This is a genomic window from Nocardia sp. NPDC049526, from assembly GCF_044465765.1.
Classification (GTDB): Bacteria; Actinomycetota; Actinomycetes; order Mycobacteriales; family Mycobacteriaceae; genus Nocardia.
In genome coordinates, this window is the sequence record NZ_JBITMA010000008.1 from 129,013 (window position 1) to 149,689 (window position 20,677).

Sequence of the window (20,677 nt, forward strand, 5' to 3'; positions counted from 1 at the left end):
CGAGAGATATTCCGGCGCAACAACTTCTGTCTAACGTTCGCACCACGAATACAGCCTCTGTATACAACCCGGTCTACAGCCGTGACCGGGGCAGAGGCGGGCGTATTCGGCGCGGCGCACGCAGCGCCGCCGAAGACCTGATGAAGTGAGAAGGGTGGCGCTCCATGCCAGAATCCCGTGATATCCGTCGATCGCGCTCGCGCCGCGTCAGCAAGGCGCTGGTCGCGCCGACGGCCGTCGCACTCGCCGGTCTGTTGCTGACCGGCTGTGGCGCCAAGGATGACGCCTCCAGCAGCGGCTCGAACGCCTCGTCCTGCGTCGATACCTCGAAGGACTCGATCAAGATCGGCTCACTGCACTCGCTGTCGGGCACGATGGCGATCTCCGAGGTGACCGTCGCCAACTCGACCAAGCTGGCGGTCGACCAGATCAATGCCGCAGGCGGTGTACTCGGCAAGAAGCTCGACCTGGTGCTGGAGGACGGCGCATCGGATCCGAAGACCTTCGCGGAGAAGGCCGAGAAGCTGATCAGTTCCGACTGCGTCGCCGCGGTATTCGGCGGCTGGACCTCGTCGAGCCGCAAGGCCATGAAGCCGAAGTTCGAGAGCCTGAATTCGCTGCTCTACTACCCGGTCCAGTACGAGGGTCTGGAGGACAGCAAGAACATCTTCTACACCGGTGCGACCACCAATCAGCAGATCCTGCCCGCGCTGGATTATCTGAAGCAGAAGGGCATCAAGTCCCTGTACCTGGTCGGCTCGGACTACGTCTTCCCGCAGACCGCCAACCGGGAGATCAAGGCCTACGCGGCGGCGAATGGCATCGAGATCAAGGGTGAGGACTACACCCCGCTCGGCTCCACCGACTTCTCCACCATTGTGAACAAGGTTCGTAATGCCAAGGCGGGCGCGGTATTCAACACCCTCAACGGCGACTCGAATGTGGCCTTCTTCCGCGAGTACACCAATGCGGGCCTGAAAGCCGCTGATATGCCGGTGGTTTCGGTATCCATCGCCGAGGAAGAGGTCGCCGGTATCGGCGCGCAGAATATCGCCGGACAGCTGACCGCCTGGAATTACTACCAGACGGTCGACACCCCCGTCAACAAGAAGTTCGTCGCGGACTACAAGGCCGCATTCGGTGCCGACAAGCCGACCTCGGACCCGATGGAAGCCGCCTACGCCTCGGTCTTCCTCTGGAAGAACACCGTGGAAAAGGCGAAGTCGTTCAAGGTGGCCGATATTCAGGCCGCGGCCGACGGTGTGACCTTCGAGGCGCCGGAGGGACTGGTCACCATCAACGGTTCCAACCACCACATAACCAAGACCGCCCGGATCGGCGAAATCCGTCCGGACGGCCTGATCTACACGGTGTGGGACTCGGGCAAGCCCGTGACGCCGGACCCGTACCTGACGTCCTACGAGTGGGCCAAGGGCCTCAAGTAGTCGACTGACGCCGGGTGCGGGCTCTGTGAGGGGGAGCCCGCACCCGGCCGACCCCGTTAGGAATCCACTATGGACGTGTTGATCGGCCAGCTCTTCACCGGGCTGAGTCTGGGATCCATTCTTCTGCTTGCGGCGCTGGGCCTTTCGCTGACCTTCGGTCAGATGGGCGTGATCAACATGGCGCACGGCGAATTCATCATGGCCGGGTGCTACACGACTTATGTCGTGCAGAAGGTCATCTCGTCGGCCGGAATATCTCTGGTCGTTTCATTGCTCATCGGTTTCCTGGTCGGCGGCTTGCTCGGCGCGGCCCTGGAAATGGGTCTGATCCGCTGGATGTACGACCGGCCGCTGGACACCCTGCTCGTAACCTTCGGCGTCGGACTCGTGCTGCAACAGGCCGCGCGGGACATCTTCGGCGCTCCCGCCAAGAACGTACTCGCACCCGATTGGCTCAGCGGTGGTGTCACCATTCTCGGTGCGGTAGTGCCGAAGACCCGCATCTTCATCCTCGTGCTCGCGGTCGTCGCGGTCACCGTGCTGGCCACCGTGCTCAAGACCACCCCGCTCGGTCGGCGCATCCGCGCGGTCGTGCAGAACCGGGATCTGGCCGAGACCAGCGGCGTCTCCAGCCGTGTCACCGATATCAGCACCTTCTTCATCGGTTCCGGCCTGGCCGGGGTCGCGGGTGTCGCGCTGACCCTGATCGGATCGACCAGCCCGACCATCGGGCAGAGCTATCTGATCGACGCCTTCCTGGTCGTCGTGATCGGCGGTCTCGGGCAGATCAAGGGCACCGTGATCGCGGCATTCGCACTGGGCCTGCTGAATTCGTATATCGAGTACTCCACGACGGCCTCGATCGCGAAGGTGATCGTCTTCGTCATCATCGTCATTTTCCTGCAGGTTCGTCCGCAGGGGCTATTCACCGTTCGGACGAGGAGTCTGGCATGACCACACTCGGACAACGTTGGCGCGCACATCCTTCCATGACCGCGTGGAGCGGCTTCGTCGTCGCCGCGATCCTGCTGTTCGCAGTCGCGCCCGCCGTGCTCAGCGACTTCCGGCTCAACCTGCTCGCCAAGTTCCTGTGCTTCGCGATCGTGGCGGCGGGCATCGGATTGGCTTGGGGCCGTGGCGGAATGCTCACGCTCGGTCAGGGCGTGTTCTTCGGTATCGGCGCATACATCATGGCGATGCACCTGCAGATGGCCGATGCGGCCCGGCTGCACAATGACGTGCCGGAGTTCATGGAGATCGCCGGTATTCGCGAATTGCCGTCGTTCTGGCGGCCTTTCGCGTCGGCTCCGGTCGCCCTGATCGGCATTCTGGTGCTGCCCGCGCTGATTGCGGCGGCACTCGGTTACGGTGTATTCAAGCGCCGGGTCAAGGGAACGTATTTCGCGATCCTGAGTCAGGCCTTGGCCGCGGCGCTCGCGATTCTGCTGACCGGACAGCAGAAGATCGGCGGATTCACCGGATTGTCGGACTTCCGGGCCTTCTTCGGCTTCAAGCTCTCGGATCCGGTGAACCGGCAGATGCTGTTCTTCATCGCCGCGGGCACCCTCCTGCTGGTGGTCGCCGCAGTGCGCCAGCTCATGCGCAGCCGCTACGGCGAATTGCTTGTCGCCGTGCGTGATCAGGAAGAACGCGTGCGCTTCCTCGGTTACGATCCGGCCAATATCAAGATCGTGGCCTATGTCGTCGCGGCATTCTTCGCGGGCATCGCGGGTGCGCTGTTCACCCCGATCGTCGGCATCATCTCACCCGCCGATATCGGTGTCGTGCCGTCCATCGCATTCATTATCGGTGTGGCGATCGGCGGCCGGACCACACTGCTCGGCCCGGTACTCGGCGCGATCGGTGTCGCGTGGGCGCAGACGGCGCTCTCGGAGGAGTTCCCGTCCAGCTGGACCTATCTGCAGGGTGTGCTGTTCATTGTGGTCGTCGGGTTCATTCCGGCGGGCCTGGCGGGGGTGTGGCCGATGTTGAAGGGGTTGCTGGGCAGTAAGTTTCGTAAGACCACCGCGCATACTCCGGTGGAGGTCGATGAACCGCTGCCCGAAGTCGTGACCGAGGAGAAGGTGGAATCCCGATGAACGCGCACGACCCGAAACCGGGCGGTAATGCGGGCATGTCGAGTGAGTACCTCGAGATCCGCGGACTCTCGGTGAGTTTCGATGGATTCAAGGCCGTTTCCGATGTGGATCTCACTGTGCTGCAAGGTGATCTGCGGTTCCTGATCGGACCGAATGGGGCGGGGAAGACCACCCTCATCGATGCGATCACCGGCCTGGTGCCGGCCACCGGATCGGCGCAGAAGTCCGGTGTCGAATTCCTCGGGAAGAAGGTGCACCAGATCGCTCGGCTCGGCATCGGCCGGACCTTCCAGACGGCAAGCGTTTTCGAGCAACTCAGTGTGCTGCAGAACCTCGATATCGCCGCGGGTGCAGGGCGTTCGGCGCTGACACTGTTGCGCCGCCGCAAGTCGGTATTGCCGAGTGTCGAAGAGGCGCTGGAGATCACCGGTCTCGGTGAACTGCGCGATAAGCCCGCCGGAGTGTTGGCGCACGGGCAGAAGCAGTGGCTCGAGATCGGCATGCTGCTGGTGCAGAACGCCTCGGTGCTGCTGCTCGACGAACCGGTGGCCGGTATGAGCGCCGAGGAGCGCGAGGAAACCGGAAATCTGTTGCGGCGCATCGGGGGTGAACGCATTGTCGTGGTGGTCGAGCACGATATGGATTTCATGCGGTCCTTCGCGACCTCGGTGACCGTGCTGGCCGCCGGCAAGGTACTCAGCGAGGGCACTGTCGAACAGGTGCAGGCCGATCCGAAGGTGCAGGAGGTCTACCTCGGTACCGCCGCGGCCATCGGCACCGAACTCGAAGACGCGCAGACCGCGCAGGAGCTGACCGCAAAGGAGTCCGCCGATGCTTGAGCTCATCGACATCCATTCCGGATACGGCCGCACCGAGGTGATCCACGGCGTCTCGATCACCGTTCCAGACGACAGCGTGGTGGCGATCATGGGGCACAACGGCGCGGGCAAGACCACATTGCTGCGCACGGCCGTCGGTCTGATCGGCACCAAATCCGGACAGATCAACTTCAACGGTGAGGCGATCACCAAGATGTCGCCGTCACGGCGGGTCAAACGCGGAATCGCCTATGTGCCGCAGGGGCAACAGAGTTTCCCGCAGCTGAGCACCGCCGAGAATCTGCAGGTCGTCGCCGACGGCCGCAAGCGCGGTAAGGCCTTGATCGACGAATCGCTGGACCTGTTTCCGGCACTGCGCGAACTGTTGAATCGCAAGGCGGGCCTGCTGTCCGGCGGCCAGCGCCAGCAATTGGCTATCGCCAGGGCGCTGATCACCGAGCCGAAGCTGCTCATTCTCGATGAACCGACGGAGGGCATCCAGCCGTCCGTGGTCGCCGAAATCGAGCGCACCATAATCGATTTGACCGGTCGCGGCGGACTCAGCGTGCTGCTGGTGGAACAGCACATCGGCTTCGCGCTGCAAGCGGCGCAACGCTACTACGTGCTGCAATCCGGACGCGTGACATCCACCGGCGAGGGCGGAGCGGGCGCGGAGACCTCGGTGCGCTCGGCGATGGCGATCTGAGCTGGCCGCGATGACGCGCAGGGGACGGGTTCCGCTCAGCGAGCAGGTTTACGAATCGCTGCGGCGGGACCTGGCCACGGGGGCGATCGTGCCCACCGAGCGGCTCGGCGAGGAACGGCTGGCCGAGACCTACGGGGTTTCGCGCACCCCCGTGCGGGAAGCACTCGCCCGGCTGCAGGCCGACGGATTGGTGGAGCGCCACGCCGATGGGCTGTATCCGTATCGACCGCGGTTGGAGGAGCTGGACAATCTGTTCGAATTGCGGATTGTGCTGGAGACCAGGGGAATTCAACGCGTCGTCGGCATCGTCGGGGAACCCGCACCGGCACACGACTTGTCCCTGGTGCGTGCGGAACTCGATACCTGGAGCGGATTTCGCGACGATCCGCCCGAGCCGGGCCCCGCGCTGGTCGCCGCGGACGAGCAGTTCCATACGACTCTGCTTGCCGCGGCGGGTAATACAGCGCTGGCGGACGCGCTCACCGGTGTGTACGTCCGGGTCCGCCCGGTCCGAACCCTGGACCTGCCGACGCCGGAGCGGATCGCCACCATGACTGCCGAGCACATCGCTATCGCCGAACAGCTACTCGATGGTGATCCCGATGCCGCGCTGCGCACGCTCACCGCGCACATCGGTAGCTCGCGTACACACGTACTCGCGCGCGCCCAGCAGGCGATCGAGTTCACGAAACTCTCACGTGCCGTTCGGGATTGACTCTTCGGCCGTAAAGCGCTGCACGATCGGGGCAAGCGGAATCGAGTAGCGGAAGTGCGAAATGAAACCTGACGCCGTGTGGTCAGGCCCCTGAGTGGCGTCGAATCCGCGAACCCCGTGTCTCAGCACCGAAAGCGTTCAATCGGCGAGGAGCTTGAGGACGACGGGGCGGGACAGGGTTCCCGACACCTGGCGAGCGAGTTGGTTGGCGCTGGTGCCGTCGGCATGCGCGTCTCGCAGGGCGGCGGCGAGTTCGTCGCGGGCAGCGTCGGCCGCGGCTTGCGCCTCGCGCAGACGTTGGGCGGCGCGGTCTACGGGATCGGTCGGCGCCTCGACAGTGGTGGTCCCGTCAACCCCACTGCCCGGTTCAATGGTCAATTCGTTGACCGGCTCGCGGTGCGGGATCGATTTATCCGTTCGGAGCGCCGCCCTGGCGAACTCCATCATGAATTCGCGGGTTGCGCCCTGGTTCTCGGCATCCGCGCCGAGCAGTAGGCGGGTGGTCTGCGGGACCGCGAGGCTCCAGTTGGACAGGCCGCACAGGGCCAGCAGCAGTCGGCCCGCGCGGCTGGCGTCGACATCGAACTGCTCCTTGGCGCGGTCGAATTTCCGCAGGTAGTGCTGGGCGCGCCAGCCATCGATATCGTGCGCGTCGGTGCCGCGGTGCAGTCCCTCCCAGAGCAAAAGCCGTAGCAGTTGCGGATTTTCGCGGTGGTAGTCGAACAGCTTGCCCACGTACTCGCCGGGTTCGGTCTCGGCCAGGGGCTGGACCACGTCCATGAATTCGCGCATGGTGTCGATCAGGATGACGTCGAAGAGCTTGTCCTTGCTGCCGAACAAACCGTAGATGCGCTCCTTGTTCACTCCGGCCGCCTCCGCGATCCGGTCCACCCGCGCGCCGGCCAGGCCGTATTCGGCGAATTCGTCGCGCGCGGCGCGCAGCAGGGCCTGCTTGGTCGCGTCGCTCCGTTTCATCGTGACCGTCATGACCTCGACTTTACCATCCCATTAAACCAACTATTTGGTTGACAACCGCTCGGCTATGGGCCTAACTTCGTCCACATGGCAACGCCGACTCTTCAGCTTCCGGCCGGTATCCCGGCTCGGGCACGCACTCGCAGCGCGTCACCACGCGCGCACACCGGGCGTACCCTCCCAGTTTTCGTCCTGTCCGCACTGCTGGCCACCGGCCAGATGTATATCCCGATTCCCCTGTTCACAGCCATGAAGGCCGAGTGGAATGTGGGCGCGGGCGTCATGACCTGGATCATCAGCGCCTTCGCCTTCGGCTATGCGGGCGGCTTCGTGCTGTTCGGCCCGCTGTCGGATCGCTACGGCCACCGCCGGGTACTGGTCACCGGCATGATCGCCGCTGCGGTGGTCACGCTGTTGACCGGCCTATCGTTCAGTGCGCCGATCGAGGTCGGCCTGCGCGTCGCGCAGGGACTTGTCGTCGGTTCGATTCCGCCCGCGATCATGGCCTATATCGCCACCCGCATCGCACCGGCACATCGGGCGGTGGTGACCATGTCGGTCGCCACCTCCTTCCTGGCCGCGACCGTGCTGGCGCAGATCGCCTCGCAGGCCGTCGTCGCCTCGTTCCCGTGGCGCACCATGTTCATCGGCTCGGCCGCGGTCTTCGTGGCGCTCGCATTCGTGCTGCGTGCGGTCATGCTCGACGACGCACCCACCGGTCGCGACAAGCCGCTTGTGCACAGCTACGCCGCGATCCCCGCGGTGCTGCGGATCAAGGCGCTGCTGCCGATGCTGGCCGCGGGCGCGCTGGCCATGGCGGTGATGGTCGGGGTGTACACCGGCATCGAAATCACCGGTCTGGTCAAGGGTTCCGGTGAACTGCTCGCTCTGCGTGCGGGCGCGCTGCCGGTGATGTTCGCACTGCCGCTGCTGGCCATCCCGCTCTCGCGCCTGACCAAGCCGGGGCAGATGGTGCTGGGCGTGCTGGTCGCCGCGACCGCCATGGTGGTCGCCACCTTCGAGGGCACCCACCTCGCGGTGCTGACGATTCTGCTCGCCGTGCTGGTCGGTGGACTGGGCGTCATCGCACCGGCGGTCCTGCAGACCGCGGGGGAGTTGGGCGGCGAAGCTCGCGCCGCCGCATCCTCGGTCGCGATGTTCAGCTTCTACGTCGGCGCCACCGCCGGCCCGCTGGTCGCCGCAGCCGCTGCGCCCCACGGCTTTTCGGTCCTGGCCTGGACCCTGGCAATCCTGCTGGTCCTGGCACTAGCCCTCACCCTCCTCGGCACACAAATCCAGCGCCCAACCCAACCAGCCTGACCACTCACCGCAACGGCCGCCCCCAGAAGGGGGCGGCCGTCGAGCGCAGTCAAATGGTGGCTCAAAACCCCATCATCAACGACCATTCGACTACCCTGCGCAACCTCTCGAGAACGCAACCACAGCCAGTCGACCGAGCTGGAAGCCGCAGGCCTGCCTACCCAACTGCGGGAGGTAAGCCGAGTACGGCACCCGACGCGTCCAGCACTGCCCCGGCAAAACCACGGAACGCCCAACCCTCTGGGTCCAGCACCCCCCGAGAAGTCGGTGCAGAACAACAGGACCCACCGCAGCCCTCAACCCCAACGCCGCCAGGAACCGGGCCCTCCCAGTTGGACATGTGATCACGTGGAAACTGTGGCGGCATCGCCCGAGAACCCTCCGCCACCACTGCCACCTGATCTTGATCGCTACGCTCGGCGGGGCGGGGTGCGGGGGTGGGGCTATTTGAGGACGTAGGGGGAGACTGAGCTGCGGTGTTCGCTGATGTCGAGGACTTTGCCTAGTGGGGGGAAGGCGCGTTGGGGGCAATTGGTGCGTTCGCAGACCCGGCAGCCCGCACCGATCGGCGTGGCCTTGGCCACGTCGAGATCGATGCCGTCGGCGTAGACGACGCGACCCGCGTGCCGCAGCTCGCAACCCAGACCGATCGCAAAGGTCTTGCTGGCCTGGCCGTATCGGGTCGCGCGGCGTTCGACGGTGCGGGCGACCCACAGGTATTTGCGACCGTCGGGCATCTGGGCGATCTGCGTCATGATCTTGCCCGGATAGGCGAAGGTCTCGTAGACATTCCACAGCGGGCAGGTACCGCCGCTGGAGGAGAAGTGGAAACCGGTGGCGGACTGGCGTTTCGACATATTCCCCGCGCGATCCACGCGCACGAAGGAGAATGGAACACCGCGCAACTTGGGCCGCTGCAGAGTCGAGAGGCGATGGCAGATCGTCTCGTAACTCTGGGTGAAGAAGGCCGACAGCCGCTCGATGTCGTAGCGGAAATCCTCGGCGACCTCGTGAAAGTGCGTGTAGGGCAAGACGGTTGCCGCGGCGAAGTAATTCGCCAGTCCGAGCATGGCCAGCTTGCGGGTGTCCTCGGAGGCGAAATTGCCCTCTTCGACCAGCTTTTCGAGCAGGTCGCCACATTCGAAGTAGGCGAGTTCGGCGGCGAGTTTGAAGGTGCGCTGACCACCGGACAGGTGCGGCGCGATCTCCAGCCGCTGAGTCTCTGGATCGTAGCGGTGCAATACGCCCTCGCCGAGATCGATGCGCTCGATAATGCGCACGTCGTGTGCGCGCAGGAGGCGGGCGATCTCGCTGTTCACATCGCCGCCGTGGAAGCGGATGCGGGCGGTGAGTTCCTCTGCGGCGGTATCCAATTCGTGAATGTAGTTCTGCCGCTGATAGAAGAAGTCGCGCACTTCCTCGTGCGGTTTGCTGATCGCCGCGCTGCCGGAGCCGTCGGCGAAGCGGTCCTCGGTGGCGGCGGCCAGCTGTGCGGAGGTGTTGCGGTACCGGTTGTGCATATTGACCAGTGCGCGCGCCATGCTCGGATGCGCGGAGACCATATCCGCGATCTCCTGGGTATCGGCCTCGATGCCGAGCTCCTGATCCATCACGACCTCTTGGAGTTCGGCGATGAGCCGGGTGTCGTCCTGGGAGGAGAAAAAGGTCGCGTCGACCCCGAACACTTCGCTGATACGCAGCAGTACCGGTACGGTGAGCGGGCGCACATCGTGTTCGATCTGGTTGAGGTAACTCGCCGAGATCTCCAGCTTCTGGGCGAGTGAGACCTGGCTCAGCCCGCGTTCGGTCCGCAGCTGACGAAGCCGCGCCCCGACGTAAGTCTTGGCCATGTGTCCAGTTTATGAGCGGATTCGCAAACCTGCCAATGGGTAATTAGCAGCAGAGCTGAGCGATATGTCACAGGGCCGGGTTACCGTCGAGTGATGCTGTTCTCGGATGTCGTGCAGGCCTCGGAGACCGTCCGTGCGACCCGGTCCCGGAAGACGAAGATCGCGACCCTGGCCGCGCTGTTGTCCGGGGCCGCCCCGGACGAGCTGGAGCCGGTGGTCGCCTGGGTCTCCGGTGAACTACGGCAGGGGCGCATCGGCACCGGCTGGCGTACCTTGACCGCACTCGAATGCGAGCCGAGTGAGCTTGCGACGCTGACGGTTTCGTCGGTCGACGGCACGCTGAGCGAATTGGCCACGACCTCCGGCCCCGGCTCGACCAACCGGCGCAAGGAATTGCTACGCGGATTGTGGACCGCCGCGACCGCCGACCAGCAGGCCTTCCTGATGCGCCTGCTCGGCGGAGAGTTGCGTCAGGGCGCGCTCACCGCAATCGTCGCCGAGGCGGTCTCGGTGGCCGCGGCGGTGCCGATCGAACTGGTCCGGCGGGCGTACATGCTCTCCGGACAGTTGCCGGTCACGGCCGTCGCCGCGCTGACCGGTGGGGCCGAGGCGCTGAGCGAATTCCGGCTCGAGGTGGGCCGCCCGATCCAACCGATGCTCGCCTCGCCCGGTGCCACGCTGGACGAGGCGCTGGCCGAATTCGGCGACGAGGTGAGCGTCGAACACAAACTGGACGGCGCGCGCATCCAGGTGCACCGGGAGGGTTCGCGGGTCTGGGTATTCACAAGGACGTTGCGCGATATCACCGCTGGTGTGCCGGAACTGGTCGATCTGGTCGCCCAGCTCGACTGCACGAGCGTGGTGCTGGACGGAGAAACGTTGGCGCTCACCGATTCCGGACGGCCGCGTCCTTTCCAGGAGACGATGAGCCGCTTCGCCGAGGTCAGCTCGACCAGGGAATTACTGCTGCACCCCTACTTCTTCGACTGCTTGCATCTGAACGGTGCGGATCTGCTCGACGCGCCGCTGCACGAGCGCCGCACGGCGCTGACCAAGGTCGCGGCCGCACACAGCATCCCGGCCCTGACCCGACCCGACGCCGAGGCGGCCGCGGAGTACTTCGACGGCGCGCTTGCCGCCGGGCACGAGGGTGTCATGGTCAAGTCGTTGACCGCGCCATACGCCGCGGGCCGCCGCGGCCGGTCCTGGCAGAAGATCAAGCCGACGCACACCCTCGACCTGCTGGTGCTCGGTGCGGAATGGGGTTACGGCCGTCGCACCGGATATCTGTCGAATCTGCACCTCGGTGCGCGCGATCCGGAAACCGGTGACCCGGTGATGGTCGGCAAGACCTTCAAGGGCCTCACCGATGCGCTGTTGCATTGGCAGACCGCCGAATTCCCGCGGCACGAGCGCGCCCGCGATGAATACACCGTCTACCTCTGGCCGGAACTCGTGGTCGAGATCGCCCTCGACGGCGTCCAGGTGAGTCCGCGCTATCCGGGCGGTGTCGCCCTGCGCTTCGCCCGCGTTGTGCGGTATCGACCCGATAAGTCCGCCGCCGATGCCGACACCATCGAAACGGTCCGCGCACTGCTGCCGTAATCGAGCGGTCCGTGCTGCTTCGCCCGGCATCGGGATCCGCGCGCGGCGCGGCGTCCGAATCGTTATGCAGACCGAGCGGTCCTGTTCCCGGTATTTGTACTGGTCATAGGCCAGACTGGCTCAGATTTGGTCCGATACACGCTCGGAAACGGGGACTCGGTCTTGCTCGGTATGGCACGAAACCGATGGATGCAATCGTGGTCGGCCATCGGCCGGCCGATGCGGAAGGTGGCGGTGCTCGGTGCGGTGATTTGTGTCGGTGCGGTGGCGGCGGTCGATATCGCGGTGCCGGGAACGGTTGCGGCGGAGCCGGATCCGGTCGCCGGTATCTTGCACCCGGCGCGTGATCCCGCCTCCGTCATGCCGACGCCGCTCGCCGACCCCTTCTATACACCGCCGCGGGGTTTCGAAAATCTGCGTCCGGGCGCGGTGGTCGCGGCCCGTGCTGTCGATATCGGGCTGGAGCCGACGCCGGTCACCGCCACCGAACTGCTGATCCGATCGACCGATGCCAAGGGCCGTCCGGTGCCGGTGGTCGCCACCCTGCTCGTGCCCATCGCGCCGTGGGCGGGTTCGGGGCCCCGGCCCCTCGTCGCCGACAACGTGCCGATCGATTCACTCGGCAATCTCTGTGCGCCGTCGCAGCAGCTCAAGCTGGGTCTATCGGCCGGTCGCCGTTCGGTGCAGCTGCCGCTGTCGAAGAACTATGCGGTGATCGTGCCCGATCATCAGGGTCCGCGACAGGCGTACGCGGCCGGTCGGATGGCCGGACATGCGGTGCTGGACTCGATACGCGCCGCCGTGCAGACGCCCGAGTTGGGTCTGTCGCCCGATGCGCCCACGGTGGTCTCCGGCTACTCCGGCGGTGCCATCGCCTCGGGCTGGGCGGCGCAACTCGCACCGGAATACGCGGGGGAGCTGAACCTCGTCGGCGCGGTGGTCGGTGGCGTGCCCGCCGACTTCGGCCTGCTGATCAATACGATGAACGGCGCCAATGCCGCCGCCGGCGTATTCCTGGCCGCAACCCTGGGTCTGGCCAGGGAGTACCCGGAGATCATGGGCCTGTTCAATGACAACGGTTGGCGGCTATCGCAATTCGCCAAGGATCTCTGCTTCCTGAACGCGGCGTTGCTCGGCGCACTCGCGCCGATACCCGCGGAGACGCTCACCGACGTGGCCCACCCGACGAAGCTGCCGATGATCAGGGAGATCCTGGCCGAGAACCGCCTCGGCACCGCGGCGCCGCGGGTGCCGGTCTTCCTGTACCACGGCATCAACGAGGTGTGGATTCCGTTCGCCGGGGCCGAACACCTCTACGACGACTGGTGCCGGTTGGGGGTTCCGGTGCGCTTCGAGGCCCGCTTCGGCGAACATCTGATCGTCGCCGACACCGGAGTTTCGGCCGCCAATTCCTGGATTGATCAACGCGTCGCCGGCGCACCCGAACCGGTCGGCTGCTCGAAGGTCAGCAGATAGCGCGAAGATTCACGGTAGCCGATCGAAAATGCGTCCCGACAAGCGGCAACCGCATGGCAATCCCGATCATGATTGCCGCACACTGGAGGGGTGACCGCGGACCTATTGGTACTTCTGATCGTCATCGTCACGGCACTCGCATTCGATTTCACCAACGGCTTCCACGACACCGCCAATGCCATGGCGACCTCGATCGCCACCGGCGCACTGCGGCCACGGGTCGCGGTCGCGGTATCCGCGGTCCTGAATCTGCTCGGCGCATTCCTGTCGGTCGCGGTCGCCGCGACGGTGGCCACGGGCATCGTCCGGCTCGACGCCGTGCAGGGCGCGGCGCTGCTCATCATCGTTTTCGCGGGTCTGGTCGGCGGCATTCTCTGGAATCTGCTGACCTGGCTGTTCGGCCTGCCGTCGAGTTCCTCGCACGCACTGTTCGGCGGCCTGATCGGCGCCACCATCGCCGCACTCGGCTGGGGCGGGGTGATCTGGGCGCACGGCGCGGACGGCGTGCTGACCAAGATCGTGCTGCCCGCCCTGCTCGCGCCGATCGTGGCCGCACTGGTCTCCGCCATCGGCACCTGGGGCATCTACCGGATCACCGGGAATTCCGATCCCGACAAGGTGAACGAGGGCTTCCGCTGGGGCCAGATCGGCTCGGCGTCGCTGGTCTCGTTGGCGCACGGCACCAATGACGCGCAGAAGACCATGGGCGTGATCTTCCTGGCATTGGTCGCGCACGGCACCCTGACCAAGAACGACGAAATGCCGCTGTGGGTGATGGTGGCCTGTGCCGTCGCCATCGCGGCGGGCACCTACCTCGGCGGCTGGCGGATCATCCGCACCCTCGGCAAGGGACTGGTCGAGATCGATTCGCCGCAGGGGCTGGCCGCCGAATCCTCTTCCGCCGCCATCATCCTCACCTCGGCCCATTTCGGGCTGCCGCTCTCGACCACGCAGACCGCGACCGGATCCATCCTCGGCACCGGACTCGGCAAGGGCGCGGAGGTGCGCTGGGGTGTGATGGGCCGGATGACGGTCGCCTGGTTGTTGACGCTGCCGCTCGCGGGTCTGGCCGGTGCGGTCTGCTGGGCCATCGCGCATGTCATCGGCGGGTTGCCCGGTGTACTGGTGGTATTCGCACTGCTGATCGCGTTGTCGTTGGTGATGTACCTGCGGTCGCGGCGGGATCCGGTGGATACCAGCAATGTCAACGAGTGGCCCGGCGACACGCCGGACTCCGGTACCGAGGTTGCGAAGGACGCCACGCCGGTCGTCGAGGACGGGGAACATGATGTGTCCGCCGGATCGCCCGCGCCGGAAACCACTAATCATTCGGCCGAGGTCTGAGGAGGCGCGTCGTGCACACACTCGTCACGAATCTGGACGCGCTGTGGAAGGTGACCGTCGCGGGTCTGCTGCTCGGCGCAGGCCTGCCGATCGTTTTCGCCGTCGGGGTCCGGCTCTGGTCGGTCGCCGACACGATGCCCGCGGAAGGCGGTGCCGCCCGACGCAAATACCCGGCACTGGCCGGTGCCTATGCCTGCTTCGCGCTGATCATCGCGGCGATTGTCACCGGAATTCTCTACACCGCTAAGGCATTCCTGGCCGCAAGATTCGGTATCCATCTGTTCGGAGCGTGAGGAGAGTGACCCGTGACTGATCCAGCGAAACCCAATCAGGTCCGGCCGAATCTGCTCGGCCGGGTCATCGGCTGGCTGCGGGCCGGCTATCCACAGGGGATTCCGCGGTCGGACTATGTCGCCCTGTTCGCGGTGCTGCACCGCCACCTGACCGATTACGAGGTGGTGGTGATCGCCGAGGAGTTGGTGGACTCCAATCCGGACGGCGAGATCAGCCACGCCGATATCGAAGGGGCGATCGCGCGGATGGCCAAGGAGCAGCCGAATGCGCACGATATCGCCAGGGTCGCTTCACATCTGGCGGCGGGCGGCTGGCCGCTGGCGACCCCACTGACCGATACCGAATCTTCCGATCCGACAGCTTGTTAGCGTCGGCTGATCGGTTCCCAGACGATTCACAGCTGGTTTGCCGGCATTCTCGAGGTGATCGGAGCAGGATGATCAGTGTCGGCGAACGAAGCGGCTCCTCGTAAAAGCGGAGCCTTACCCCACGGCTTCCAATTCGCTCGACCCCGGCGGTTCACTGCTCGGACCGTCTTCCCGCCGACCGGCGGCGCCCACCCCTCGCTCGCGCCGCCGGTCCGCGACTCCCTCGTCGGGCAGCTGCGCGGCGTTCGGCCGGAGCGGAATCAGCCAGACGATCGCGGCGATCAGCGCGATGGTGGCGAGCAGGGTGTACGAATCGCCGAGCAGGAATTGCCATAGCGTCCAACGGAATTCGCGGCCCTCGGTCTGCGGTACCTGCCAGATCAGCCCCTGCGGCAGCAGTGGCAGGTCCGGATCCCATGCGCCGAACCGGTCGGCCCGCAGTGGCCATGCGACGACGAACAGGTAGAAGAGCCCGGGTACGGCGATCCGGACGGCGAGTGGCCGGTGGCGCAGCATGTGGATCAGCCACAGCAGTGCCGGTGCGATCCACACCCAGTAGTGGGTCCAGGAAATCGGCGAGACCAGCAGCATTACCGTCGCTGCGAGCAGTGCGCCCAGCAATTCGTCACCGCGCTGGTGGGCGATCCGTGCCGCCGCCATGCCGGCGAGTCCGAGCAGTCCGGCGCAGACGAACGAGGATGTGGTGTCATTCCAGGTCGACCATTCCAGGCGACCGAACATGCCGTTGATCGACTGATTCTGCACATAGGCGAAGCCGATTCGGTTCTGCGAGGTCGTGGTCGTGGTCCAGAACTGCAACGCCTGGGTCGGCCGGTACCAGAAGCCGATCGCGACCGTGGCGCCGAAGGTCGCGGCGGCCGTCGCGGCGGCGCGGAACTGGCGGGTGATGAGCAGATAGACGATGAAGACAGCGGGGGTCAGTTTCAGTCCGGTCGCGATGCCGATGAGGATGCCCCGGTATCGGCTCTCCTTGGGCATGGCCAGATCCGCGAGGACCAAGGCCATGAGGATCGCGCTGAGCTGACCGAACCGGAACGTCTGCTGGACGGGCTCCAACCAGATCACGGCGCCGGTGACGGCGATGCTCAATGCCAGCAATCCCGTTCCGCGGCGCATTTGCTGGAGTCTGGCGGCGCTCCAGATGCTCACGAACAGCGACACCATGGTGAGCACCGTGACGCCGGTCCCGATGTAGTTGATCGGGAATCGCGACAGTTCGGCACAGATCCACGCGGCGAAAACGGGATAGAGGAAAGGCAGGCCGAGCGGACCGCGGCCGTCGTACAGCAACGCGGGATGAGTGGCTGCGGCCGTACCGCCCCACATATAGACCTGGAGATCGACTTGGTGCCAGTACATCTGCCAGTTGGGCCGTAGGAACAGCAGCCAGGCGCCGATGGACAGAGAGGCGAAAACGATTGCGGCACTGAGCATTAATTTGTGCGAGACCTTTGGCTGCGTCTCCGCACCTGCAGCGCGCTGTTCTCCTGATTGCAGGATGACAGCCATGGAGTTGTTTTTCCTTCATCAGGTGATACAGCTCGAGCGGACAGCAAATCATTAGCTAAACTAAAGGCAATCCATCGTATCATCGCTGCCCAGCGACGGCTGCCCGTACTTTCCCGGGGTTGGTAGGACCTATCCGGCGAGCACCCGCAACAGGTGTTCGACCTCGATCCGGATCGCATCGCGGGCGGGCCGCAGGTACCTGCGCGGATCGGCAATGGTGGGACTGTCCGCGAGCACGGTCCGAATCGCGTCGGTGGCAAGGACATTCAGCCGGGTGGCGATATTGATTTTGGTCATGCCGTGCTCGACGGCGGCCCGCAGACCTGTATCGGGGACGCCGGAGGAACCGTGCAGCACGAGGGGTACGGGAACCTTCGTGGCCAGTCGGGCAATCAGGTCGTTATCGAGTTCGGCGGTGCGGGTTTGCATGGCGTGCGAGGAGCCGACGGCGACGGCGAGGGCGTCCACGCCGGTTGTCGCGACGAATTCGACGGCCTCGTCCGGATCGGTGCGGACGCCGGGGGCGTGCGCACCGTCCTTACCACCCACCTCGCCGAGTTCGGCCTCGACGAAGACGTCGCGGTCGTGACACCAGCGGACGATATCGGCGGTGGCAGCGACATTTTCGGCGTAGTCGAGGGTGGAGCCGTCGTACATGACCGAGCGGATACCGAGGTCGACCGCGGTGCGAATGAGTTCGAACGAAGTGGCATGGTCCAGGTGCACGGCGATATCGGCGCTGCTGTCGGCGGCAATGCTCGAGCAGGCCAGCGTGATCGGGGCGAGATTGCCGTGGTAGTGCACGGTATTCTCCGAAAGTTGGAGCAGTACCGGCCGTTTCGCTGCCTCGGCGGCCGCGGCGATGGCCTCGGCGTGTTCGATGGTGATCACATTGAAGGCGCCGAGACCGCCCGGGCGGGCGGCCGCGATCAGGTCCGCGACGGATCTCGAGGTCATGGGGAGCTCTCCTGCGGGGTGGCTAGTCGTTCGACGATCACCGTCGGTGTGATCTGGGTGCGCAGCCGGCGGTCGATTTCACCGGCGACCGGGATGACGACCGCGGCGGCCGAGGTGGCGACGGCGTCGACCAGAACGGCGGGCCAGTCGGGGGTGTCCTTCGCATCCGACAGAGCCGCGATCACCGCAGCGGTCGCGGAATCGCCCGCGCCGGTGGGGTTTCCGGCGAGTGGTTCGGGAAGGGAAGCCGACCACGCGCCCTCGGCGGTGATCACGACCATGCCCTCGGCGCCGCGGGTGGCGATGACGGCGCGCACACCGCGTTCGATGAGCGGCAGTGCGGCCGTGGCGACTTCGTCGGGGGTCACCGGGACCCGTCCGGTGAGACGTTCCAGCTCTTCGGTATTCGGCATCAGCACGATGCCGGGAACCTGCGCGGCGAGGCGCAATGACTCGCCGTCGACATCGCAGACGGTCGGGACACCGGCGGCGATGGCGGTGCGCGCGATTTCGGCGGGCAGGCCGTGGGCGATGCCGCCAGGCAGTGATCCCGAGATGACCAGGCCGTTGATATCGGGCAGCATGCCCGAAACGCGGACCGAGAGCTGTTCGGCGGCATGTGGATTCGACACCCGTGCACCCGGCTCCCACAGTGCGGTCGCGGTACCGTCGCTCGATTCGCTGATCACCACCGTGCGCCGGACCCAGGGCAGTGCGTGCACGAAGTCGACCGGCATCTCCAGCTCGGCGGCGGCCGCGAAGGCGTGGTCGGAGAATCCCGTTGCCCTGGCATATTTTCCGAGCTGATTGAGCACCCGCGTCACATTGATGCCCTTGCCGCCGATGCGTTGTTCGACCGAGCGGACCCGATGGGCCTGGCCGCGCTCGAAATGCTCTACCCGGTAGGTCATGTCGTAGGCGGGATTCATTGTCACGGTGAGGATCACGTCAACAACTGTCCACGTCTGAGCACCCGGCGCAACTGTAGATTGTCATCGACTATCAGCAGGTCGGCGAAATGGTCGGTCCTGAGGTCGCCCACATCGGCCAGTCCTGCCGCCGCGGCCGGTACCGAAGTGGCGGCGATCACAGCCTCGCGCAACGGCACACCGCATTCTCGGACCGCCCAGGCGAGGCAGTGCAGGAGGTGGGCGGTGCCGCCCGCGATGGATCCATTGGCTATCCGTGCCACGCCATCGGCGACGTGCACGACTTGCGGACCGAGCTGATATTCGCCGTCGGGCATGCCGGCTGCCTGCATCGCGTCGGTGATCAGCGCGACCCGGCCGGGCGCGGTCGCGAAAACCAAAGCGCCGAAGCCGGAGTCGACGTGCACCCCGTCGCCGATCAGCTCGACGACAACGTGGCGCTGCGCCGCGGCGACGAGTGCGGCGGCCACCGGACCTGGTGTTCGGTGATGCAGTGGCGGCATTCCATTCGCCAAGTGCGTGACCAGACTGCCGAATCCATTGGGTCGCAGGGCCTGTCGAAACCGGGGGAAATCGGTATCGCTGTGGCCGAGCGACACCACCACATCGCTGTCGGACAGACGTTGGGCGACCTTGTCGAATCCCGGCAGCTCCGGAGCGAGCGTCATGACCCGCAGATTTCCGTCGGCGGCAGCGAGCAGTCGTTCGGTCAGCTCGAGATCGGGATCGCGCAGATATCGGGGATCCTGCGCACCACACCGTGCGGCGGCCAGAAACGGTCCCTCGGCATGGATTCCGCCGATGGTGCCGTCCACCGCCAGCGGGCGCAGCGTAGCGACCTGCGCGATCATGTCGGCCGGGGCGCCGGTGACAACGCTGGCCAGCACGGTGGTGGAGCCGCGCGTGTGATGGAACTCGGCGGCCGCGCGGGCCTCGGCACCGTCGACGGTGTCGAACCGGTGGCCGAATCCGCCATGGTTGTGAATATCGACGAGACCGGGCAGTACCGTGCCGGAAAAGGGCGGCACAGCCGAATCCGGATGTGCGGCAACCCAGTCCGCGAGCGAACGCACTTTGTCGATCCGGCCTGCGCGTACGGACACGACGCCGTCGTCGAATTCGGATGTCGCCGATACGATCCGTCCGCGAATCTCGAGATTCATGCGGGTCTCGACGCGAGTCACTCGAGCGCTCCGTGTCTGGCGAACAGCGCCGCACCCATGAGCCCCGCGCGGACACCGAACTCGCCGAGCACAACCCGCGGCGCGGGCACTACGCGCAGGCGTTCGGCAATGGTGTGGTGCAGGGGTTCGGTCAGCGCGGGGCCGGCCCCGGCCAGGCCGCCGCCGAGAATGATCAGTTCGGGACACGCCGCATGGATGAGGCCGAGCAGTCCGTCGGCAAGCGCGCTGATCGCTTCGGCGACCACGGCTTTGGCGTCGGGATCGCTATCCAGTATCGCGAAAACATCTGCCGCGCTTGCTGTCTCGTGACCGGTTCGCTTCGCATAGGCGCGGGCGATGGCTGCGCCGGACGCCACGGTCTCCACGCAGCCGATATTGCCGCAGGGACAGCGCAAGCCGTCGGCGTGCCGCACCGGAATGTGTCCGTATTCGCCGGTCTGCCCGTATGCGCTGCGCATCAGACGGCCACCGACGGAAAGGGTGCCGCTGATGCCGGTCCCCAGAATGACCACGCAGACGTCATCGTGGCCGCGCCCTGCGCCGAAACGCCATTCGGCCCAGCCCGCCACCGCGACATCGTGCTCGATCAGCACCGGCATACCCCAGCGATCGGTGAACCGATCGCCGATGTGCACATCGCGCCAACCGACATTGCTGCTGAATACCGCGATCGAACGGATCGGATCGACAATGCCCGGCAGCAGTACCGCCGCGCGCGCGACGCGATCGCGCTGGTCATCGGTCAACTCCGCCAACAACTGATCGCCGAGTGCCCCCATGGTGTCGAAGGCCGCCTCGCCCTGCGGCGTGGCCACCACCCCCGACGCGAGCACTGTTCCCGCCGCGTCGGTGACCTCCCCCTTCATCGTGGTGCCGCCGACATCGAGGCCGAGCACCAGCAGATCATCGGTCAACGCCGTGACCGGTTGCTGTTCCGCAACCGGCCCCGGCGCTGCCGCGGCGTCCGGCACCGCCGAGGTCGCCACGTCCGTGCGGTCCGCGAGATCGTCGCGGTGCACGGTGGTCGGGGGCTGTTGCGTTGCCATATCCGCACAGTAGTTC

General features: G+C 65.7%; 19 protein-coding genes. 12 read left to right on the forward strand and 7 right to left on the reverse strand.

Annotated features, from left to right (window positions below):
* Nucleotides 1-164 precede the first annotated feature (164 nt).
* The 6 genes from urtA to ACIBW7_RS25135 all read left to right on the forward strand — a co-directional run bounded on the left by urtA (nt 165) and on the right by ACIBW7_RS25135 (nt 5,783).
* Nucleotides 165-1,445, forward strand: coding sequence for an urea ABC transporter substrate-binding protein (gene urtA, locus ACIBW7_RS25110; protein WP_397050252.1), 1,281 nt, complete (start codon nt 165-167; stop codon nt 1,443-1,445).
* A gap of 69 nt (nt 1,446-1,514) precedes the next feature.
* Nucleotides 1,515-2,399, forward strand: coding sequence for an urea ABC transporter permease subunit UrtB (gene urtB, locus ACIBW7_RS25115; RefSeq protein ID WP_397050254.1), 885 nt, complete (start codon nt 1,515-1,517; stop codon nt 2,397-2,399).
* Entirely contained in the window at nt 2,396-3,544 is a 1,149-nt protein-coding gene (gene urtC, locus ACIBW7_RS25120) for an urea ABC transporter permease subunit UrtC (protein ID WP_397050256.1), read from the forward strand. The genes urtB and urtC overlap by 4 nt, the downstream gene beginning before the upstream one ends.
* Nucleotides 3,541-4,383: an urea ABC transporter ATP-binding protein UrtD gene (gene urtD, locus ACIBW7_RS25125; RefSeq protein WP_397050259.1), complete on the forward strand. Its 843-nt coding sequence runs from the start codon at nt 3,541-3,543 to the stop codon at nt 4,381-4,383. The genes urtC and urtD overlap by 4 nt, the downstream gene beginning before the upstream one ends.
* On the forward strand, nt 4,376-5,068 hold the full coding sequence (gene urtE / locus ACIBW7_RS25130) for an urea ABC transporter ATP-binding subunit UrtE (RefSeq protein WP_040696473.1): 693 nt from the start codon (nt 4,376-4,378) through the stop codon (nt 5,066-5,068). The genes urtD and urtE overlap by 8 nt, the downstream gene beginning before the upstream one ends.
* A gap of 10 nt (nt 5,069-5,078) precedes the next feature.
* On the forward strand, nt 5,079-5,783 hold the full coding sequence (locus ACIBW7_RS25135; protein ID WP_397050261.1) for a GntR family transcriptional regulator: 705 nt from the start codon (nt 5,079-5,081) through the stop codon (nt 5,781-5,783).
* A 138-nt stretch (nt 5,784-5,921) separates the two neighbouring features.
* Here the strand turns inward: ACIBW7_RS25135 and ACIBW7_RS25140 are convergent, their stop codons facing one another.
* Nucleotides 5,922-6,770 carry a TetR/AcrR family transcriptional regulator gene (locus ACIBW7_RS25140; RefSeq protein ID WP_397050263.1) on the reverse strand — a complete coding sequence of 283 codons (849 nt, stop codon included), beginning with the start codon at nt 6,768-6,770 and terminating at the stop codon, nt 5,922-5,924.
* A gap of 75 nt (nt 6,771-6,845) precedes the next feature.
* Here ACIBW7_RS25140 and ACIBW7_RS25145 point away from each other — a divergent pair, with 75 nt between their 5' ends.
* Entirely contained in the window at nt 6,846-8,078 is a 1,233-nt protein-coding gene (locus ACIBW7_RS25145; protein WP_397050265.1) for an MFS transporter, read from the forward strand.
* 443 nt (nt 8,079-8,521) lie between these two features.
* On the opposite strand, the gene ramB is transcribed toward ACIBW7_RS25145, so the two are convergent.
* The gene (ramB, locus tag ACIBW7_RS25150; protein ID WP_397050267.1) at nt 8,522-9,928 is read right to left on the reverse strand and encodes an acetate metabolism transcriptional regulator RamB; all 1,407 of its coding nucleotides are present in this window, start codon (nt 9,926-9,928) and stop codon (nt 8,522-8,524) included.
* 93 nt (nt 9,929-10,021) lie between these two features.
* Between ramB and ACIBW7_RS25155 the strand changes: the two genes are divergently transcribed.
* The 5 genes from ACIBW7_RS25155 to ACIBW7_RS25175 all read left to right on the forward strand — a co-directional run bounded on the left by ACIBW7_RS25155 (nt 10,022) and on the right by ACIBW7_RS25175 (nt 15,015).
* The gene (locus ACIBW7_RS25155) at nt 10,022-11,533 is read left to right on the forward strand and encodes an ATP-dependent DNA ligase (RefSeq protein ID WP_397050269.1); all 1,512 of its coding nucleotides are present in this window, start codon (nt 10,022-10,024) and stop codon (nt 11,531-11,533) included.
* Between the two features lie 219 nt (nt 11,534-11,752).
* Nucleotides 11,753-13,009: a lipase family protein gene (locus tag ACIBW7_RS25160; protein WP_397050271.1), complete on the forward strand. Its 1,257-nt coding sequence runs from the start codon at nt 11,753-11,755 to the stop codon at nt 13,007-13,009.
* Between the two features lie 90 nt (nt 13,010-13,099).
* On the forward strand, nt 13,100-14,353 hold the full coding sequence (locus ACIBW7_RS25165) for an anion permease (protein WP_397050273.1): 1,254 nt from the start codon (nt 13,100-13,102) through the stop codon (nt 14,351-14,353).
* Nucleotides 14,354-14,364: 11 nt separating this feature from the next.
* Nucleotides 14,365-14,646 carry a hypothetical protein gene (locus ACIBW7_RS25170; RefSeq protein ID WP_397050276.1) on the forward strand — a complete coding sequence of 94 codons (282 nt, stop codon included), beginning with the start codon at nt 14,365-14,367 and terminating at the stop codon, nt 14,644-14,646.
* 12 nt (nt 14,647-14,658) lie between these two features.
* Nucleotides 14,659-15,015, forward strand: a complete 357-nt coding sequence (locus ACIBW7_RS25175; RefSeq protein ID WP_397050278.1) for a DUF3349 domain-containing protein — start codon at nt 14,659-14,661, stop codon at nt 15,013-15,015.
* 114 nt (nt 15,016-15,129) lie between these two features.
* Here ACIBW7_RS25175 and ACIBW7_RS25180 read toward each other — a convergent pair whose 3' ends face one another.
* The 5 genes from ACIBW7_RS25180 to ACIBW7_RS25200 form a co-directional block, all read right to left on the reverse strand.
* Complete coding sequence (locus ACIBW7_RS25180; protein ID WP_397050280.1) at nt 15,130-16,545, reverse strand: glycosyltransferase 87 family protein; 1,416 nt, start codon at nt 16,543-16,545, stop codon at nt 15,130-15,132.
* 129 nt (nt 16,546-16,674) lie between these two features.
* On the reverse strand, nt 16,675-17,502 hold the full coding sequence (locus ACIBW7_RS25185; RefSeq protein WP_397050282.1) for a class II fructose-bisphosphate aldolase: 828 nt from the start codon (nt 17,500-17,502) through the stop codon (nt 16,675-16,677).
* Entirely contained in the window at nt 17,499-18,449 is a 951-nt protein-coding gene (locus ACIBW7_RS25190; RefSeq protein WP_397050284.1) for a hexose kinase, read from the reverse strand. Before ACIBW7_RS25190 ends, ACIBW7_RS25185 begins: the two co-directional genes overlap by 4 nt.
* Nucleotides 18,446-19,615: an N-acetylglucosamine-6-phosphate deacetylase gene (locus ACIBW7_RS25195; RefSeq protein ID WP_397050286.1), complete on the reverse strand. Its 1,170-nt coding sequence runs from the start codon at nt 19,613-19,615 to the stop codon at nt 18,446-18,448. Before ACIBW7_RS25195 ends, ACIBW7_RS25190 begins: the two co-directional genes overlap by 4 nt.
* Nucleotides 19,612-20,661 (reverse strand): ROK family protein, encoded by a 1,050-nt coding sequence (locus ACIBW7_RS25200; RefSeq protein ID WP_397050288.1) that lies wholly within the window; start codon nt 20,659-20,661, stop codon nt 19,612-19,614. Before ACIBW7_RS25200 ends, ACIBW7_RS25195 begins: the two co-directional genes overlap by 4 nt.
* Nucleotides 20,662-20,677: the final 16 nt, after the last annotated feature.

What these genes read in the sequence shown, in the direction of transcription:
- ramB (WP_397050267.1), bottom strand. Translation starts at nt 9,928, where the DNA reads ATGGCCAAGACTTACGTCGGGGCGCGGCTTCGTCAGCTGCGGACCGAA.
- ACIBW7_RS25140 (WP_397050263.1), bottom strand. Translation starts at nt 6,770, where the DNA reads ATGACGGTCACGATGAAACGGAGCGACGCGACCAAGCAGGCCCTGCTG.
- ACIBW7_RS25200 (WP_397050288.1), bottom strand. Translation starts at nt 20,661, where the DNA reads ATGGCAACGCAACAGCCCCCGACCACCGTGCACCGCGACGATCTCGCG.
- urtA (WP_397050252.1), top strand. Translation starts at nt 165, where the DNA reads ATGCCAGAATCCCGTGATATCCGTCGATCGCGCTCGCGCCGCGTCAGC.
- ACIBW7_RS25155 (WP_397050269.1), top strand. Translation starts at nt 10,022, where the DNA reads ATGCTGTTCTCGGATGTCGTGCAGGCCTCGGAGACCGTCCGTGCGACC.
- ACIBW7_RS25180 (WP_397050280.1), bottom strand. Translation starts at nt 16,545, where the DNA reads ATGGCTGTCATCCTGCAATCAGGAGAACAGCGCGCTGCAGGTGCGGAG.
- urtD (WP_397050259.1), top strand. Translation starts at nt 3,541, where the DNA reads ATGAACGCGCACGACCCGAAACCGGGCGGTAATGCGGGCATGTCGAGT.
- urtB (WP_397050254.1), top strand. Translation starts at nt 1,515, where the DNA reads ATGGACGTGTTGATCGGCCAGCTCTTCACCGGGCTGAGTCTGGGATCC.
- urtE (WP_040696473.1), top strand. Translation starts at nt 4,376, where the DNA reads ATGCTTGAGCTCATCGACATCCATTCCGGATACGGCCGCACCGAGGTG.
- ACIBW7_RS25160 (WP_397050271.1), top strand. Translation starts at nt 11,753, where the DNA reads ATGCGGAAGGTGGCGGTGCTCGGTGCGGTGATTTGTGTCGGTGCGGTG.
- ACIBW7_RS25185 (WP_397050282.1), bottom strand. Translation starts at nt 17,502, where the DNA reads ATGACCTCGAGATCCGTCGCGGACCTGATCGCGGCCGCCCGCCCGGGC.
- urtC (WP_397050256.1), top strand. Translation starts at nt 2,396, where the DNA reads ATGACCACACTCGGACAACGTTGGCGCGCACATCCTTCCATGACCGCG.
- ACIBW7_RS25145 (WP_397050265.1), top strand. Translation starts at nt 6,846, where the DNA reads ATGGCAACGCCGACTCTTCAGCTTCCGGCCGGTATCCCGGCTCGGGCA.
- ACIBW7_RS25135 (WP_397050261.1), top strand. Translation starts at nt 5,079, where the DNA reads ATGACGCGCAGGGGACGGGTTCCGCTCAGCGAGCAGGTTTACGAATCG.